Below are 15,019 nucleotides of genomic sequence, written 5' to 3' on the forward strand. Positions count from 1 at the left end.
GGATAAAGAAAATATTAGCCACCAAAAAAGCGGAAAAATGAATATCCATGCTTGAATTATCCATAGCACTTCCGATTAGAGTTCAAAATGGCGGGTTATTTATCTCCCGGGGCGTGGGCCGTCATCCCGCACGAAAATTATCTTCGTGGGAGATAATTTTTGTCGAAAAAGGGACATTAACGATCCAGGAGGAAAATACGCTGTTTGAGGTAAACGCTGGCGAGAGTTTATTACTTTGGCCGAAGCGGCGGCATGTCGGCGTGGAAGATTTTCCGGGCGATCTCAAATTTTACTGGCTGCATTTTGAGGTGGATGAACGCTTGCCGGTGTTGCCAGGCGCGACGCCGCTGTCGATTGAGCAACACTGTAGCGTGCGGGATCCGCAATATGTTATTGCGTTATTCCGTCAGTTTTTAAGCGAGCAGGAAAAATTACAGCGTAGCCAGGCGCTAGAGATAATTTTGCTGTTAATTTTGCAGCAGATATCGCTCTCGCCGGGATATGAAGATAAAGCGGATGATGCGGGCGCAGCAATGGCGTGGAAGGCCAAGCAGCTTATCCGCACGCACTTTCATTTGCCCCTGTCCACTTCGCAGCTGGCAAAAGAGCTGCACTGCAACGCAGATTACCTGGGGCGGGTATTTCGTCGGACGTTTCATTTAACCCTGACGGAGGCAATTCACCGCCAGCGCGTCAGGGCCGCTGAAAAACTGCTGCTGAACGATGCGGCCTCATTAACTGAAGTGGCCGCCCGGTGCGGTTTTAATGACGTGGGTTATTTCCGGCAAATATTCTCAAAACATACCGGGTTAACGCCCGCCGTCTGGAAACGGCGGTACTGTAAAGAGCATATTAATTCCGGATGATCACTGGCCGTAATAGGCATTTGCGCCATGCTTGCGCAGGTAATGCTTCTCCAGTAATTCCTGCTGCATAACCGGAAGCTGAGGTGCAAGCTGGCGCGAGAAAAGCCCCATATAGGCGCACTCTTCCAGCACCACGGCATTGTGTACCGCATCGGCAGCGTCTTTGCCCCAGGCAAACGGGCCGTGAGAATGAACCAGCACCGCCGGGACCTGCATCGGGCTTATGTCGCGCTCCTCGAAGGTTTTGATAATGACTTCCCCCGTCTGGTATTCATATTCACCCGCGATTTCAGCCGTGGTCATCAGCCGCGTGCAGGGGATCGCACCGTAAAAATAGTCCGCGTGCGTCGTTCCCCACGCGGGTAAATCCTGCCCCGCCTGCGACCAGATGGTGGCGTGGCGGGAATGGGTATGCACAATGCCGCCAATTTCCGGGTAACGACGATACAGCGCGAGATGGGTCGGGGTGTCGGAGGAGGGCTTTTTACTCCCCTCGACCACTTTACCCGTGGCGATATTTACCACCACCATATCTTCTGCGTTCATCTCGTCGTACTCCACGCCGGATGGTTTGATCACCATCATGCCGCTGGCACGGTCAACCGCGCTGACGTTGCCCCAGGTGAACGTCACCAGCTGGTGGGCGGGCAGGGCGAGATTTGCCGCCAGCACCTCGGCTTTGAGTTGTTCTAACATGTCATGCCTCCTTCCTGCATTCGGGCTTCAATCCAGCGGCGCGCCTGGATGATCTCCAGCACCGGCTCTTTGGCTTTCTCGGTCCACATTTCAATCAGAAATGCGCCGCGATAATTAAGTTGATTCAGCGTGTTAAACACGCCAACGAAATCGACGCAGCCCTCGCCAAACGGCACGTCGCGGAACTGTCCGGGGCTTTGCTCGGTAACGGGCCGGGTATCTTTCAGGTGGATAGCGGCGATGCGGTCAATGCCCAGCGTCAGCTCGGCGGTGACGTCGTTGCCCCACGCGCTCAGGTTGCCGACGTCCGGGTAAACGCTGAACCACGGCGAGGCGAGCATGTCGTCCCACTTTTTCCACTTGCTGATGGAGTTCATAAACGCAGTGTCCATGATCTCTACCGCCAGCATTACCTGCGCGGCGGCAGCCTGCTCTACGGCCCACGCCAGCCCTTCGGCAAAGCGCTGTTGCGTGCCCTCGTCGTGCTCCTCGTAGTACACGTCATAACCCGCAAGCTGGATGGTGCGAATACCCAAATCACGGGCCAGCCGGATGGCTTTGGTCATGATCTCGCGGGCGCGTTCGCGCACGATTTCATCGCGGCTGCCAAACGGGAAGCGACGATGGGCAGACAAGCACATCGACGGGATGGCCACGCCGGTCTCCAGCATCGCTTCCACAAGAGAGGCGCGCTGCGTGGTACTCCATTCAAGGCGCGATAAACGCTCGTCGGTCTCATCCACCGACATCTCCACAAAATCGAAGCCGCAGCTTTTTGCCAGAACCAGGCGCTCCGGCCAGGAGAGATCTTTTGGCAGCGCTTTTTCGTAAATGCCTAACGGATGCTGACGCATGGTTACTCTCCCCAGATGTCGCGGATTTGCGAATGGAATGCCTGTGCCACCTGCGGCGGATTATCGGCGCCTGCCAGCGCGCGCCCGGCAATGAAGGCTTTGACGTTGATCTGCTTAAACAGCGACAGGTCAGCGGGGGTGATACCGCCAGTTATAGAAAGCTGCAAACCGATATCGGACAGCGCCTTCATTTTGCTGAGATCCGCCTCACCCCACTGCTGGCCGCTGGCCTGTGCGTCGCGCCCGCGGTGGTAAATCGCCTGCTTCACCCCGATGCGATGCCACGCGCGCGCGTCGTCCAGCGTCCAGTTGCCAAACAGCTCCATCTGGATCTCGCCGCCGCCGCGCAGTGCGACCTCGTGGCCACGTTCAACGGTGGCCAGCGGGGCGGCACAGATGATGGTCATCCAGTTTGCGCCTGCGCCAAACGCCTGCTCAGCCAGCGTTTCTCCGGCATCGGCGACTTTCCAGTCCGCCACGATAATTTTATCCGGACACTGCGCACGCAGGGCGCGAACGGCGTTTAGCCCTTCGGTCAGGCATAGAATGGTGCCGGCTTCGACGATGTCGACGTGATCGGAAAGCGTCGCGACATCGCGCTGCGCGGCCTGAAGCGAGGTGTGGTCGAGCGCCAGCTGCAATGATGGTCGGCTCATAGGTCGTACTCCTTAACACGGGCGTGATAGCCCTGTAATGCTGAAATCAGTAGCTGGTAACGGTGATATTTGCGCTGGTAGGCGGCATGGGCACGCATGTCAGGTTCAATCATCCGGATGTCATGCCTGAGGGCGCGCTGAGCGGCGTAAAAATCGGGATAGAGGCCTGTACCGACGAGCGCGGCCAGCGCCGCACCGGAACAGCCGGTCTCTTCCACCTGCGGGAGTTCAATCGCCAGGCCGCTGACGTCTGCGAGCATCTGCATCCACACGTCCGAATGGGTTGGGCCGCCCGTCACACGCAAGGCCTGCACGTGGGGAAAGCGTTCGAGCATACGGTTGAGGTGGGTCATGTGGCTGAATACCACCCCTTCATAAACCGCCTGGAGGAGGTGCGCGCGGGTATGCAGCGCCTGCAAGCCATAGAAGCCGCTGGTCATCTCCAGCCCGGCGTTGCTGCCGTAGAGGAAAGGCAGGAAGAACACATCGCTTTCAGCTTTTGGCAGGCTGGCCACGGCGTGGTTAATCTCATCGAATGACATATCGCCCCATTGGGCCGTCAGCCATTCCAGGTTGCCGGACGACGTGGGGCTGGCTTCATGAACGATGAACTGCTGCGGATGGACGTAGCGGCCATAGACGTAGGGGAAAGGCTCGTTGTCGCGGATGCCGTGGGCAATCCCACTGGTTACGGCCCAGGTCCCCATTACGGCATTCAGCGTATGTTCGTCATGCAGCCCGGCGCAGATCGCGGTGGAAACCACATCAAACAGTCCACCAACGACGGGAGTACCCGCCGTGAGACCGGTCAGTGCGGCTGCCTGAGCGGTGATTTCCCCGCAAATTTCTGCTGAACCGATAATAGGCGGCAGGGCACCGTCAATGTCGCTGATGCCGAGCCAGCGCGTGAGCTGCGGATCGTACTGCCCGGTATTCATGTTGTAGAGATTGGATTCCGAGATGTTGCTCTCTTCGCAGCCTTTGACCCCGGTCAGACACCAGCGCAGGTAATCGTGCGCCATCATCACGCTGCCGATTTGCTGATACCGCTGCGGCTCGTTCTCTTTAACCCAGCGCAGGAGCGAGGCCGGATGCCCCGTCCACAGCGTCTGGCGAGTATGCGGATAGAGCTTTTCGGGTATACCGTCCTGCTGCCAGCGTTGCACGATCTCCAGCGCACGGCGATCGGAGGAGAGTATGGCGTTACCCAGGGGGCGATCCTGTTTATCGAGCAGAAACAGCCCTTTGCCCTGGGCTGAAATGCCAACGCCTTTGATCTGACCGCCGTCAGCGCCTGAATTTTTGAGCAGCAGGGCGACAGTTTTGTGGCAGTGCTGCCAGAGCTGGTGCATATCCCGCTCGGCGTAGCCGGCGCGGGGGCTGAGCGTGGCCACTGAGCGGCGTTCAATACAGACTTCTTTGCCCTGGCTGTTGTATAAACCGGCTTTCAGATAAGTACCGCCACAATCGATACCCAGCCAGAAGGGCTCTTTTTCACTCATCTTCTTCTCGCTTAATTGCCGGGTGGCGCTTCGCTTACCCGGCCTACGGTTTGGTTTAGTGGGTCAGGTGAGGGCCTCAGGCCGCACGTTTATGTGGAGTCACCGTGGGGTTGGGCTCTGCTCCGGCATCGCATTTCGCCGGTAACAGCAGGGCCAGCAGCGATGCCAGCGCCAGCGAAACTGCCAGGCAGTAAACGCCTGCGTCTTTGCTGTACAGGGTGATCAGTACGCCTACCGCATAAGGACCGCAGAACCCGCCGAGGTTGCCCAGGGCATTAATCACGCCGCGAGCGCCACCCGCCATCTCAGCGCTGAACAGACGCGCCGGTATGGTCCAGAACACCCCCGCTGCGGATTGCAGGAAGAAGCCACAGCCCACCAGCGCGGCATAGGCCAGCCAGGTGTGCTCTTTCAGCGCCACGGAGAGGAACATGCAGAGCGCAAAGCCAATCAATGGCAGGGAGACAAACAGCTTGCGCTTGCCGGTGCGGTCAGAGAGCGAAGAGAACAGGAACATACCGGCAATAGCGCCGATGTAAGGCAGAATGGCGAGCATTCCCACCTGGCCGATGCTGGTGTGCGTCAGCTCCTTCAGAATGGTGGGCAGCCAGAGGGTGTAACCGTAAATGCCAGTCTGGTAGAAGAAGTTGAGGGCGATCAGCTGCCACATGGTTTTGTCAGACAGCACCGCGCTGAGCGAGGCGTTTTTAACCTCTTTACCCGCAATGGCCTGCTGCTCTGCCGCCAGCGTTTGTACCAGGTAGTTTTTCTCGGCCTCAGAGATCCAGCGTGCTTCCTGCGGTCGGTCGTAGACGGTGAACGCCCACAGCACCAGCACAACAACGGACATCAGACCTTCAATAATGAACAGCCAGCGCCAGTCGAGAGCGGTAATAATCCAGCCCGACAGCGGGGCGGTGATGATCCCGGCGATGGGCACGAACATGATCACAATCGCGTTGGCGCGGCCGCGCTCGGCATCCGGGAACCAGTTACTGATCATCGTGAGCACAACGGGCAGCATCCCACCTTCCGCCACGCCGAGTAAGAAGCGCAGCACCAGCAGCTGATACTGGTTGGTCACAAGCCCGGTCAGAACCGAGATCACCGCCCAGGCAACCAGCGACCAGCCGATAAACTTCTTACCGCTGCCGTGCACGGCAATTTTGCCGCCGGGAACTTGCAGGAACAAATAGCCGATAAAAAAGATCCCCCCCGCCAGGCCCGCCATCGTGGCGGAAATGCCCAGCTCTTCATCCATACCGCCGGGCATCGCAAAAGCTATATTTACGCGGTCCATATAGGAAATAATGCAGGCGATAAGAATAGGGGGAATGATCCTTAGCCAGCGCTGGCGCGGAATGTCCGCGTGTAGAGCATTAGAAGAAATATTCATAGTTAATATCTCATTGAAGGTAACCGGAAAATGTATTCTTTATTTTTATTGTGACGCTTTATTCATAGCGCTAATGCCGTCGCGCAAAATAGCGATGCGATGGCTGACGTCAGCATTAGCATTTATTTCCAGTAATTTAATACCGGAGAATTTCAATGTTGCGGCGCTCGCCGCAGTAAACAGCGTTTTTACATGTTCAGCGGACATGAGACTGTCGGCGCAGAACGAAGAAAACGGCGCGTGCAGATCCTGCCATTCTCCATACTCACCGTGAGGGGTCGTGCCCGAAAACATCAGCGCCCCCAGCTTCCCGGCAGCGAGTGCCGCCTGAACATGTTCCAGCGGAAGGGCGGTGTTGCGACCTTCGATGGCCGAACGTGCCCAGTTGATACAGACGCTGATATCGGTCTCTTTCACTACCTCCAGCACCTGCTCTAAGGGCAAGAACCCTTTACGCGGCGCCGGGCCATTCATCGCATCACAGTGTTCCAGCACCAGATCGCAGCCCCAGTCCCAGCTCGCGATTTCCCGTACCGAGCGGGAGAATGCTTCTGTCGCTTGCTCGACAGAATCATTACCCGCCTGCGGTGCGGCCTGCATTTCCAGAGCGATCACTTTCCCGGGAAAGCGGGTGTTAACGGCATCAATCTTTTGATGCAGATGGCGGTAATATTCAATGCACGCTTTACGCTGTTCTTCGTCCGCGGACGCCAGGCCAAACGCGCCGTTGCTGCCGCGGCGGCGCATGGTTTCCATAACGGCTGTGACAACGATCTGCCAGTCGCCCGGCGTATGACGAAACAGCCATTCATCACCAAACGGATGGAGATTTTCAAGGCAAGGTTGTTCCAGCCCGCGAATATTTGGCGTGTCGGAAAGTTCCCGCCAGAAGGCGTATTCTTCCTGCTCCCCTTTCTGGTGAAATGAGGGTGCACAGGGGTACGCACCAATAATAAAACCGGTGTTGGTCATTTCGCATTCCTGTATTTATCAGAAAATTAATCTAATTCGCTGATGGCCACTTTCACCACAATTTTACGAATTGCGGATCCCTTGTTTTTAATACAGGCAGGACGATGAACATCCTGCGGGAAAAATATGGCGTAACTGCCAGGTATCATTTCGATAAATGACTCATGTTCGCTGTCGTGATAAAAAATAATATCCCGTTGCTCCAGCAATGATTCGCTGATTTTGTTATTCCCGGTATCAATAGCAATACCGATTTTTTCTTCGCCCCAGGCCAGAAACTGGATATCCAGATAGCGGCGATGTACTTCAGGGCGGTTCTCGTGCTGTTCCTTTGTGGTGAGGTCGAGAACCTGGGCAAAAATGTTGCGGCCTTCAATTTCGATCACGCCCGGCGCCAGGGTGGTGAAATCCGTGGTACGCAGAAAATTAAGCGCCTTTTCTATCGCCAGCGGCAGGCGACATGGATTTGGCTGTGCAATATGTCCGAATATCATGACCCACTCCTTACAGAGACTGGATTTTCGCCCACACGCTGTCGTCAACCGTGATGCCGTTGCGGCGATTCTCCTCCAGCAGGCGTGTGAACTCATGGCCTGGCAGACGGACGGCGACATTTTCATCAGCGCGTTCTGCGGTGGTGATGAAGTCCATGATGCGCTGTAGTTTGGCATCGCGGGTTGGACCGTCGATCAGGCGATCCACTTCGATGGCGATAAAGATCTGCGATACGCCGTATTCGTCGCTGTTGTCCTGGGTCACTTCCGCGACGGACGCGCCGTCAGAGAGCAGGGTGGCGATCATGTCGAGCACAATCGACAAGCCGGAACCTTTCCAGTAGCCCATGGGCAGAATGCGACGGTTTTTCTCAATCACGCCCGGCTCTCTGGTCAGATTGCCTTCATCGTCAAAGCCGCCGTCGACCGGTAATTCGCGTCCGGCCAGGCGATTCACCTCCAGCATGCCGTAGGAGAACATCGACATCGACATATCGACCATGGTGATTGGATTCGACGGGATAGCGACGATCAGCGGGTTTGTGCCGATGCAGCATTCTTTTGATCCCCACGCGGGCATCACGGCAATAGAGTTGGTCCAGCAGATGCCGATATAGCCTTTCTCCGCCGCCTGCCAGCCGTAGCTGCCGCCGCGCATCCAGTGGTTAGCGTTACGCAGCGCCACCAGGCCGATACCGTGATCGGACGCCAGCTCGGTAGCACGGTCCATCATCTTCTTCGCCGTCAGGTTGCCGATGGAACGCTGGGCATCCCACTGTTCGATGGCGCCTAATGTCGTTACGCGCTTCGGCTGGGCGTCAGGGATGATGTCGCCTGCGTCAAGCTGCTGAATAAATCGCGGGAAGCGGTTGACGCCGTGTGAATAAACGCCGGACTCCGTGGTGCGGGCGAACATCTCGGCGCAGGCGTCTGCGGTATCCGCTTTTACACCGCGATCGAGCAGAACCCGATTGAACGCCGCTTTCAACTCTTCGAAGGTCACTTTCATCCCTGTTCTCCTGTTTTTTTAGGGGCAAGTGCGAGTGCTTTTTTATCGCTAAATTTCACTATACGAAATCTGATTTCAAATATAGCGATCAAATTTTGTCAGATCAACGACATTCACGTTTTTCAAAATCGATTAAAATCAAATGGTTGTGTTTTTTCTGTTGAGATCGTGAACTAAACCACACTTTGCGCTACCATCAGGGCGCGATAAACAGGAGCCATTTGATGAGCATAAAAGAGAGCGAAATGACGCAAGAAAAAGAGAGGCCAGCAGGTAGCCAGAGCTTGTTTCGCGGCCTGATGCTGATTGAAATCCTCAGTAACTATCCGAACGGGTGTCCGCTTGCGCATTTATCAGAACTGGCGGGGCTGAATAAAAGCACCGTGCACCGGTTATTGCAGGGGTTGCAGTCGTGCGGGTACGTGACGCCGGCGCCGGCGGCAGGGAGCTATCGTCTGACCACCAAATTTATCGCCGTCGGGCAAAAGGCGCTTTCATCGCTCAATATTATTCACGTGGCGGCGCCGCACCTCGAGGCGCTGAACATTGCCACCGGCGAAACGGTCAACTTCTCCAGCCGTGAAGATGATCACGCGATCCTGATTTATAAGCTTGAGCCGACAACCGGTATGCTGCGCACGCGCGCATATATCGGCCAGCATATGCCACTCTATTGTTCTGCGATGGGCAAAATCTATATGGCGTTTGGTCATCAGGATTACGTGGCGAGCTACTGGGAAAGCCACCAGGAACAGATCCAACCTTTGACCCGCAACACCATCACCGAACTGAGCGCGATGTATGATGAGCTGGCGGAAATTCGCGATCACAGTATGGCGATGGATAAAGAAGAGAACGAGCTGGGGGTGTCATGTATCGCCGTGCCGGTCTTTGATATTCACGGGCGCGTGCCCTATGCCATCTCCATTTCGCTGTCGACGTCGCGCATGAAGCAGGTGGGTGAGAAAAACTTGCTAAAACCGCTGCGTGACACGGCGGAAGCTATCTCGAAAGAACTGGGGTTTAACGTGCGCGAGGCGTAACTGATGAACCGATTTATTCTGACGGATCCAGAAAAATGTATCGGGTGCCGCACCTGTGAGGTGGCGTGCATGATGTCGCATCAAAGCAGCGCCACGCCAGAAGCGCTTACGTCACGGATCCGCGTGGTTAAGGGGGGTACCTTCACCACGGCCGTGGGCTGCCACCAGTGTGAAGATGCGCCCTGCGCGAATGTCTGCCCGACGGGGGCCATTCACCGTGCTGCGGGAGCCTGGCTCGTTGAGCAGGCTCGCTGTATCGGCTGCAAAAGCTGTATGGTGGCGTGCCCGTTCGGGGCAATGCAGGTTCGGGTCGTGGAAGATCGCGTTCAGGCGCTGAAATGTGATTTGTGCGCGCATCGCGAGGGCGGTCCCGCCTGCGTCGAAGCCTGTCCCACCCACGCGCTGCGCTGCATAGACCCCGCCAGATTACGCGCGGAACGGCTGCGTAATCTGGCCTGAGGTTTTATTAACCGGCCTCGCGCCAGGCGTTCTCAATCTCTTCGGCGAGAATTTTCACACCCGCTTCGATTTTTTCCGGGTCCGGGACGTAGTTCATGCGCATGCACTGGTGCGTGTGCGGCCACGGCTTATCCAGCCCCGGGAAGAAGTAATCCCCTGGCACCATCAGTACGCCACGTTTTTTCAGACGCTGATAAAGCAGCTCTGTCGTAATGGGCAGATCCTTAAACCACAGCCACAGGAAAATTGCCCCTTCCGGTTTATGGATCAGGCAGCGTTCTTCCGGTAAGTAGCGGCGAAGGATGGCGATGGTTTCCTGAACGCGCTGAGAGTAAAACGGCTTAATCACCTCATTCGACAGGCGCAGCAGGTCGTTACGCCTGATCATCTCGCACATCATCGCCGGGCCGATGCCGCCAGGAGAAAGGCTAATAATGCCGTTCATATTGGTAATGGCGGTGATGATTTTCTCGTTAGCAATGATAATGCCGCAACGGCTGCCCGGCAGGCCCAGCTTGGAGAGGCTCATGCAGAGGATGATGTTCGGGTTCCATAGCGGACGCGCTTCGCTGAAGATGATCCCCGGGAACGGTACGCCATAGGCGTTATCGATCACCAGCGGGATGCCGTGCTGATTCGCCAGCGCATCCAGCTTCATCAGCTCGTCGTCGGTGATCACGTTGCCCGTCGGGTTGGTGGGACGTGATACGCAGATCATGCCCGTCTCTTCACCGATATGCAGATGTTCAAAATCGACGTGATATTTGAACTGGCCCTCTGGCAGCAACTCGATATTCGGACGTGCGGAAACAAACAGGTCTTCTTCGAGGCCGGCATCGGCATAGCCGATATACTCCGGTGCCAGCGGGAACAGCACTTTTTTCGTGGTGCCGTCGGCGCGGCGTCCGGCGAACAGATTGAATAAGTAGAAAAACGCGCTCTGACTGCCATTTGTCAGTGCAATATTCTGTGGTTCGATATCCCAACCCAGCGCTTCCCGCAGCATTGCCGCCAGAAGCGTCAGTAGTTCTGTTTTACCCTGAGGGCCGTCGTAATTACATAGCGCATCGGTTGCTTTACCGTTTTCCAGCATCTCTGCCAGCAGCGTCTGGAAGTAGGTGTTCATCTCCGGAATTTGAGCCGGGTTTCCGCCGCCAAGCATGATAGCGCCTGGGGTGCGCAGCCCGTCGTTGAGGTCCTCCATCAGGCGGGTAATGCCTGAATGGCGGGTAAATTTGTCGCCGAATAGTGAAAACGTCATAGCAGGTGATCTGTCGGGCTTAATATGAAAGGCAGTAACCATAACGCCAGCACCGTGTTGGTGCAAATCGGCGAATGTGGTCGGATTTGTTGTTTTATGTGGTAGGTTTGTATTTGTGTGGTGAATTGTTCTGGTGAATGCCCCTCACCCTAACCCTCTCCCCCTGGGGCTGAGAGTTCCCCACAAAATAATGCCTGCACAGACGGCCCCCTCTCCCTTGAGGGAGAGGGCTGGGGTGAGGGGGAACATACGGCTCTGGTGGTCATTCCGTTCACGTTATGTTCCTTGCTACTCTGTCACGACATAACCGGTGAACGTGCCAGGGTGGCTCAGTCGCCACCACCCTGGCGACCCGGGCTTCCGGCGGTAAATCGCCGCTTCGCGGTGCCTTCGGCTTATTCCTTCCGGCTTATCGGGGACGGGCGGAGGTAACATCCCTGTAAAGCCCGCCCTCTCGGCGCATCCCTGCGCCTCGCCCCGGCCTACAGGAAACGCCTCAGCGATTTACAGCCGGACCGAGGCATCGCTGAAAGCCCTCAGTTATTCTGAGGCAACGTTATAGCTTTTGCTTTCAAATTACTGGGGATCCCTCAGCCCCTGGGGAGAGGGTTAGGGTGAGGGGGTCTATTGATTACCCGCCCACACCACCATCACCTTATCGCCCTTGTGCTCGCGCACAAAGCCGTAGCCTTCTTTCATCGACAGCGTTGTTTGCTTGCCTTCACCCACCGCCGGATGACGGGCGCGGAACTGCCCCAGAAGCTGCCAGTGGGCGACAGTTAACGCCTGTTTACCCGTGACGTCCTGCCAGTTCATATCCGAACGGGTTCCCTGTAGCGGATCGGAGCCCGTCGGGCCGAATGGACGCTCTGATTCATCGCCGTAATAGATCTGGACGCTTCCCGGTGCCAGCAGCAGTAACTCAGCGGCGCGCTGGCCCCCTTCACGGAACAGACGCGTATCGTGGGAGGAGAGATAGCTCAGCACATTAAAACTTTGCAGCTTTTCTGCCATTTGCTGCCAGGTCAAATCCATATCGGCCAGACAGTCCACCGCTTTCGCCGCCTGCTCCTGATAGTCAAAGTTGATCATCGCATCGAAACCGTGGCGGTAATAATCGCTCTGCATCACGCCGTGGCCCCAGGATTCACCGGTCATCCAGAATGGCGCATTGTCGAGTTTTTTGTCCGGGTTGGCGGCTTTCCACGCGGCCAGCGCCTGGCTGGCCTGGTTTTTCAGTTGCTGCCAGGCTTCAGGCTCAACGTGCTTAGCGGTATCGACCCGGAAGCCGTCGATGCCGTAGTCACGTACCCACTGGCTGAGCCAGTGGGTCAGGTAATCTCGCGGCGTGAAATTCGTCATCACTTTCGCGTTGGTGTCGGGCTTGTGTTGATAAAAGTTCGGCAAACCTGACGGGATCTTAGATTCCGTTTTCAGATCCGGCAGGAAGGCCAGCGACATGGTCAGATCGTCAAAGCCCGGGTTGTCATAATCACCGATATCGGTACGGATCCATTTTTTACCCCACCATTTTTCCCATGCGGCTTTGTCACTGAAGTTGATGTAATCGTTGAAGCTGTGCCAGCTTTGACCGGCGCCTGGCTTCCAGTCAGTCCAGCGCTCGCCGAGGGTTTTTTTCAGCTCATCGCCCTGCAAATAGAGTGCGCCAAACTGATACTCCTGCATATCTGCAAGCGTCGCATAACCCGCGTGGTTCATGACAATGTCAAACAGGACGCGGATACCGCGCCTGTGCGCGTCGTCGACAAGCTGGCGTAAATCATCTTCGCTGCCCATGTTGGCGTCGAGTTTCGTCCAGTCCTGAGTGTAATAGCCGTGATAGGCGTAGTGGGGGAAATCCCCTTTGGTGCCGCCGCCAACCCAGCCGTGGATTTGCTCCAGCGGTGAGCTTATCCAGAGCGCATTCACGCCCAGTTGCTGAAGGTAATCCAGTTTGCTGGTAAGCCCTTTCAGATCGCCGCCGTGGAAAGTACCAATCTCCTGCATACCGTCTTTATGGCGGCCATAGCTGTTGTCGTTGGTGGGGTCGCCATTTACGAAGCGATCGGTCAGCACGAAATAGACGGTGGCGTTTTGCCAGCTGAATGGCGCGGGTTTGTCCGTCTCGGCGCGCTCAAGCAGCAGCAGGCCATTGCTGTTGGCGGCTGGCTGAAGAATTACTTTGCCGTTTTGAACGGTCGCGGTCTGTTTGCTGTAAAAATCACGCACCACCGTGCCTTCCGGAAAGGTGTTAACGACATCGATCGTGAGCGGTTTGCCGTCCCACTTCGGGCACTGGCGGGTAACGTTTGCGACAGGCTGTGGCGCCGCACTTTGTACCGTCAACATCAGCGTCGGCGTTCCAGAGCGCGTATCAATACGCATCTGATAAACGCCGTCACGGAATAACCGCCACTGCGGTGGGGTCCCTTCGCAGGGTTTGAGCGACAGCATCTCGTTGAGCTTAATGGCACCTGTCGGCTGCCAGCACGCGTTATCAAAACTCAACGTCAGCGGGCGGGTACCCTTCGCAAGCGTTGCCTGGCTGGTAAAGACGCCGGTACCTTCAGCGCTAAACGCGTTAAATCCCGGCGATGACCAGTCGGCATGCGCGAATGCGGGTAACATCAGAACAGCTAATGCAGTGCGTTTCATTCCATTTTCCTGTCGCGGCATTTTTGACCAGTGTGCCACTCGGCTCAGGGGAAAAACTCCTCCTCTGAGGCTTTCTGCCAGGAGGACGCGAAGGGATGAGTGATCCCGCGCAAAATTAGGCAGTTATCTGCGATATCGCGCACATTTTTCCAGTGCTGGTGATTTAATGAGCATGTTCCGGATGACATAGTTTCGGAATTGGACTATTTGTATACGTGCTCTTGAGGACTATTTTTGGTATGATTTGAGATTCCGCTCTCAAATTTTTGAAGAAAATAAGGTGTTGGAATGTTTATATCCGACCAGGAGACCTAATGATATCGACTCCCATTCGACGATATGGGGCCGCGATACTCATGTTACTCACCATGGCATTTTCAGGTGAGGTGCTTGCAAAGACGCACGCGGATACAACGAGTAAGAAAGCCCACGTAATAAAGACGACAAGCAGTAAGGTTAGCAGTAAACAAGAGTATTCTCGCAATAGTGCAAAGAGTAGTTCACTTCCTGATTTGCGAAAATACCCTTCCGGGACACCAAGGAAAAAAGCGTTTCTCCGGACGGTAATGCCTTACATTAAAAGTCAAAATGCCGCGATTACTGCGGATCGTAACTGGCTGATCTCCAAACAGTACGATAGCCGCTGGTCGCCGTCTGAGCGCACTCGCCTGAAAGACATCGCCAAACGCTATAAAGTGAAGTGGAGCGGGAACACGCGTCGCGTGCCGTGGAACTCACTGTTAGAGCGTGTGGACATTATTCCAGGCAGTATGGTCGCGACAATGGCCGCCGCCGAAAGCGGTTGGGGCACCTCGAAGCTGGCGCGCAACAACAACAATCTGTTTGGCATGAAATGCGCAAAAGGTCGTTGTACTAATGCACCCGGCAAGGTGAAGGGCTATTCACAGTTTGAATCGGTGAAAGATTCCGTGAATGCCTATGTGGTGAACCTGAACACCCATCCGGCCTACTCCTCGTTCCGTAAGTCACGCGCTCAGCTGCGTAAGGCGGATCAGGAAGTAACGGCTACGGCGATGATCCACAAGCTGAAAGGTTATTCCACTCAGGGACAGCGTTATAACAATTACCTGTTCTCCATGTACCAGGATAACCAGCGTCTGATTGCCGCACATATGTAATGAAAAACGCCTTCCAC

General features: G+C 55.8%; 14 protein-coding genes. 4 read left to right on the plus strand and 10 right to left on the minus strand.

The window, feature by feature from the left end; genetic code table 11:
- Positions 1-47: 47 nt before the first annotated feature.
- The gene (locus ACWKXX_RS21110; RefSeq protein WP_032649828.1) at positions 48-866 is read left to right on the plus strand and encodes an AraC family transcriptional regulator; all 819 of its coding nucleotides are present in this window, start codon (positions 48-50) and stop codon (positions 864-866) included.
- On the opposite strand, the gene araD is transcribed toward ACWKXX_RS21110, so the two are convergent.
- The 8 genes from araD to yiaK all read right to left on the minus strand — a co-directional run bounded on the left by araD (position 867) and on the right by yiaK (position 8,445).
- Positions 867-1,562: an L-ribulose-5-phosphate 4-epimerase gene (gene araD / locus ACWKXX_RS21115; protein ID WP_045339157.1), complete on the minus strand. Its 696-nt coding sequence runs from the start codon at positions 1,560-1,562 to the stop codon at positions 867-869.
- The gene (locus ACWKXX_RS21120) at positions 1,556-2,416 is read right to left on the minus strand and encodes an L-ribulose-5-phosphate 3-epimerase (RefSeq protein WP_017693794.1); all 861 of its coding nucleotides are present in this window, start codon (positions 2,414-2,416) and stop codon (positions 1,556-1,558) included. Before ACWKXX_RS21120 ends, araD begins: the two co-directional genes overlap by 7 nt.
- A 2-nt stretch (positions 2,417-2,418) precedes the next feature.
- Complete coding sequence (gene ulaD, locus ACWKXX_RS21125) at positions 2,419-3,072, minus strand: 3-keto-L-gulonate-6-phosphate decarboxylase UlaD (RefSeq protein WP_454540878.1); 654 nt, start codon at positions 3,070-3,072, stop codon at positions 2,419-2,421.
- Positions 3,069-4,574, minus strand: coding sequence for an FGGY-family carbohydrate kinase (locus ACWKXX_RS21130; RefSeq protein WP_015572756.1), 1,506 nt, complete (start codon positions 4,572-4,574; stop codon positions 3,069-3,071). The genes ulaD and ACWKXX_RS21130 overlap by 4 nt, the downstream gene beginning before the upstream one ends.
- 76 nt (positions 4,575-4,650) lie before the next feature.
- Entirely contained in the window at positions 4,651-5,970 is a 1,320-nt protein-coding gene (locus ACWKXX_RS21135; RefSeq protein WP_022652031.1) for an MFS transporter, read from the minus strand.
- A 45-nt stretch (positions 5,971-6,015) separates the two neighbouring features.
- Positions 6,016-6,942: a DUF4862 family protein gene (locus ACWKXX_RS21140; protein ID WP_047740780.1), complete on the minus strand. Its 927-nt coding sequence runs from the start codon at positions 6,940-6,942 to the stop codon at positions 6,016-6,018.
- A gap of 26 nt (positions 6,943-6,968) precedes the next feature.
- Positions 6,969-7,436 (minus strand): YhcH/YjgK/YiaL family protein, encoded by a 468-nt coding sequence (locus ACWKXX_RS21145; protein WP_015572753.1) that lies wholly within the window; start codon positions 7,434-7,436, stop codon positions 6,969-6,971.
- A gap of 10 nt (positions 7,437-7,446) precedes the next feature.
- Complete coding sequence (yiaK, locus tag ACWKXX_RS21150) at positions 7,447-8,445, minus strand: 3-dehydro-L-gulonate 2-dehydrogenase (protein ID WP_015572752.1); 999 nt, start codon at positions 8,443-8,445, stop codon at positions 7,447-7,449.
- Positions 8,446-8,669: 224 nt separating this feature from the next.
- On the opposite strand from yiaK, the gene yiaJ reads away from it, so the two are divergent.
- Both yiaJ and ACWKXX_RS21160 read left to right on the plus strand, forming a co-directional pair.
- Positions 8,670-9,488, plus strand: a complete 819-nt coding sequence (yiaJ, locus tag ACWKXX_RS21155; RefSeq protein ID WP_015572751.1) for an IclR family transcriptional regulator YiaJ — start codon at positions 8,670-8,672, stop codon at positions 9,486-9,488.
- 3 nt (positions 9,489-9,491) lie between these two features.
- Positions 9,492-9,947: a 4Fe-4S dicluster domain-containing protein gene (locus ACWKXX_RS21160; protein ID WP_023295598.1), complete on the plus strand. Its 456-nt coding sequence runs from the start codon at positions 9,492-9,494 to the stop codon at positions 9,945-9,947.
- 7 nt (positions 9,948-9,954) lie between these two features.
- On the opposite strand, the gene avtA is transcribed toward ACWKXX_RS21160, so the two are convergent.
- Together avtA and ACWKXX_RS21170 are read right to left on the minus strand one after the other, a co-directional pair.
- Positions 9,955-11,208, minus strand: coding sequence for a valine--pyruvate transaminase (avtA, locus tag ACWKXX_RS21165; protein ID WP_015572749.1), 1,254 nt, complete (start codon positions 11,206-11,208; stop codon positions 9,955-9,957).
- Positions 11,209-11,832: 624 nt separating this feature from the next.
- Positions 11,833-13,863, minus strand: a complete 2,031-nt coding sequence (locus ACWKXX_RS21170; protein ID WP_063660257.1) for an alpha-amylase — start codon at positions 13,861-13,863, stop codon at positions 11,833-11,835.
- Between the two features lie 314 nt (positions 13,864-14,177).
- On the opposite strand from ACWKXX_RS21170, the gene ACWKXX_RS21175 reads away from it, so the two are divergent.
- Entirely contained in the window at positions 14,178-15,002 is an 825-nt protein-coding gene (locus tag ACWKXX_RS21175; RefSeq protein WP_071888809.1) for a protein bax, read from the plus strand.
- Positions 15,003-15,019: the final 17 nt, after the last annotated feature.

It is taken from the genome of Enterobacter sp. UPMP2061 (genome assembly GCF_053709615.1).

Bases quoted from the DNA above. Each gene is read 5' to 3' on its own strand.
- ACWKXX_RS21110 (WP_032649828.1), top strand. From the start codon at position 48: ATGCTTGAATTATCCATAGCACTTCCGATTAGAGTTCAAAATGGCGGG.
- araD (WP_045339157.1), bottom strand. From the start codon at position 1,562: ATGTTAGAACAACTCAAAGCCGAGGTGCTGGCGGCAAATCTCGCCCTG.
- ACWKXX_RS21120 (WP_017693794.1), bottom strand. From the start codon at position 2,416: ATGCGTCAGCATCCGTTAGGCATTTACGAAAAAGCGCTGCCAAAAGAT.
- ulaD (WP_454540878.1), bottom strand. From the start codon at position 3,072: ATGAGCCGACCATCATTGCAGCTGGCGCTCGACCACACCTCGCTTCAG.
- ACWKXX_RS21130 (WP_015572756.1), bottom strand. From the start codon at position 4,574: ATGAGTGAAAAAGAGCCCTTCTGGCTGGGTATCGATTGTGGCGGTACT.
- ACWKXX_RS21135 (WP_022652031.1), bottom strand. From the start codon at position 5,970: ATGAATATTTCTTCTAATGCTCTACACGCGGACATTCCGCGCCAGCGC.
- ACWKXX_RS21140 (WP_047740780.1), bottom strand. From the start codon at position 6,942: ATGACCAACACCGGTTTTATTATTGGTGCGTACCCCTGTGCACCCTCA.
- ACWKXX_RS21145 (WP_015572753.1), bottom strand. From the start codon at position 7,436: ATGATATTCGGACATATTGCACAGCCAAATCCATGTCGCCTGCCGCTG.
- yiaK (WP_015572752.1), bottom strand. From the start codon at position 8,445: ATGAAAGTGACCTTCGAAGAGTTGAAAGCGGCGTTCAATCGGGTTCTG.
- yiaJ (WP_015572751.1), top strand. From the start codon at position 8,670: ATGAGCATAAAAGAGAGCGAAATGACGCAAGAAAAAGAGAGGCCAGCA.
- ACWKXX_RS21160 (WP_023295598.1), top strand. From the start codon at position 9,492: ATGAACCGATTTATTCTGACGGATCCAGAAAAATGTATCGGGTGCCGC.
- avtA (WP_015572749.1), bottom strand. From the start codon at position 11,208: ATGACGTTTTCACTATTCGGCGACAAATTTACCCGCCATTCAGGCATT.
- ACWKXX_RS21170 (WP_063660257.1), bottom strand. From the start codon at position 13,863: ATGAAACGCACTGCATTAGCTGTTCTGATGTTACCCGCATTCGCGCAT.
- ACWKXX_RS21175 (WP_071888809.1), top strand. From the start codon at position 14,178: ATGATATCGACTCCCATTCGACGATATGGGGCCGCGATACTCATGTTA.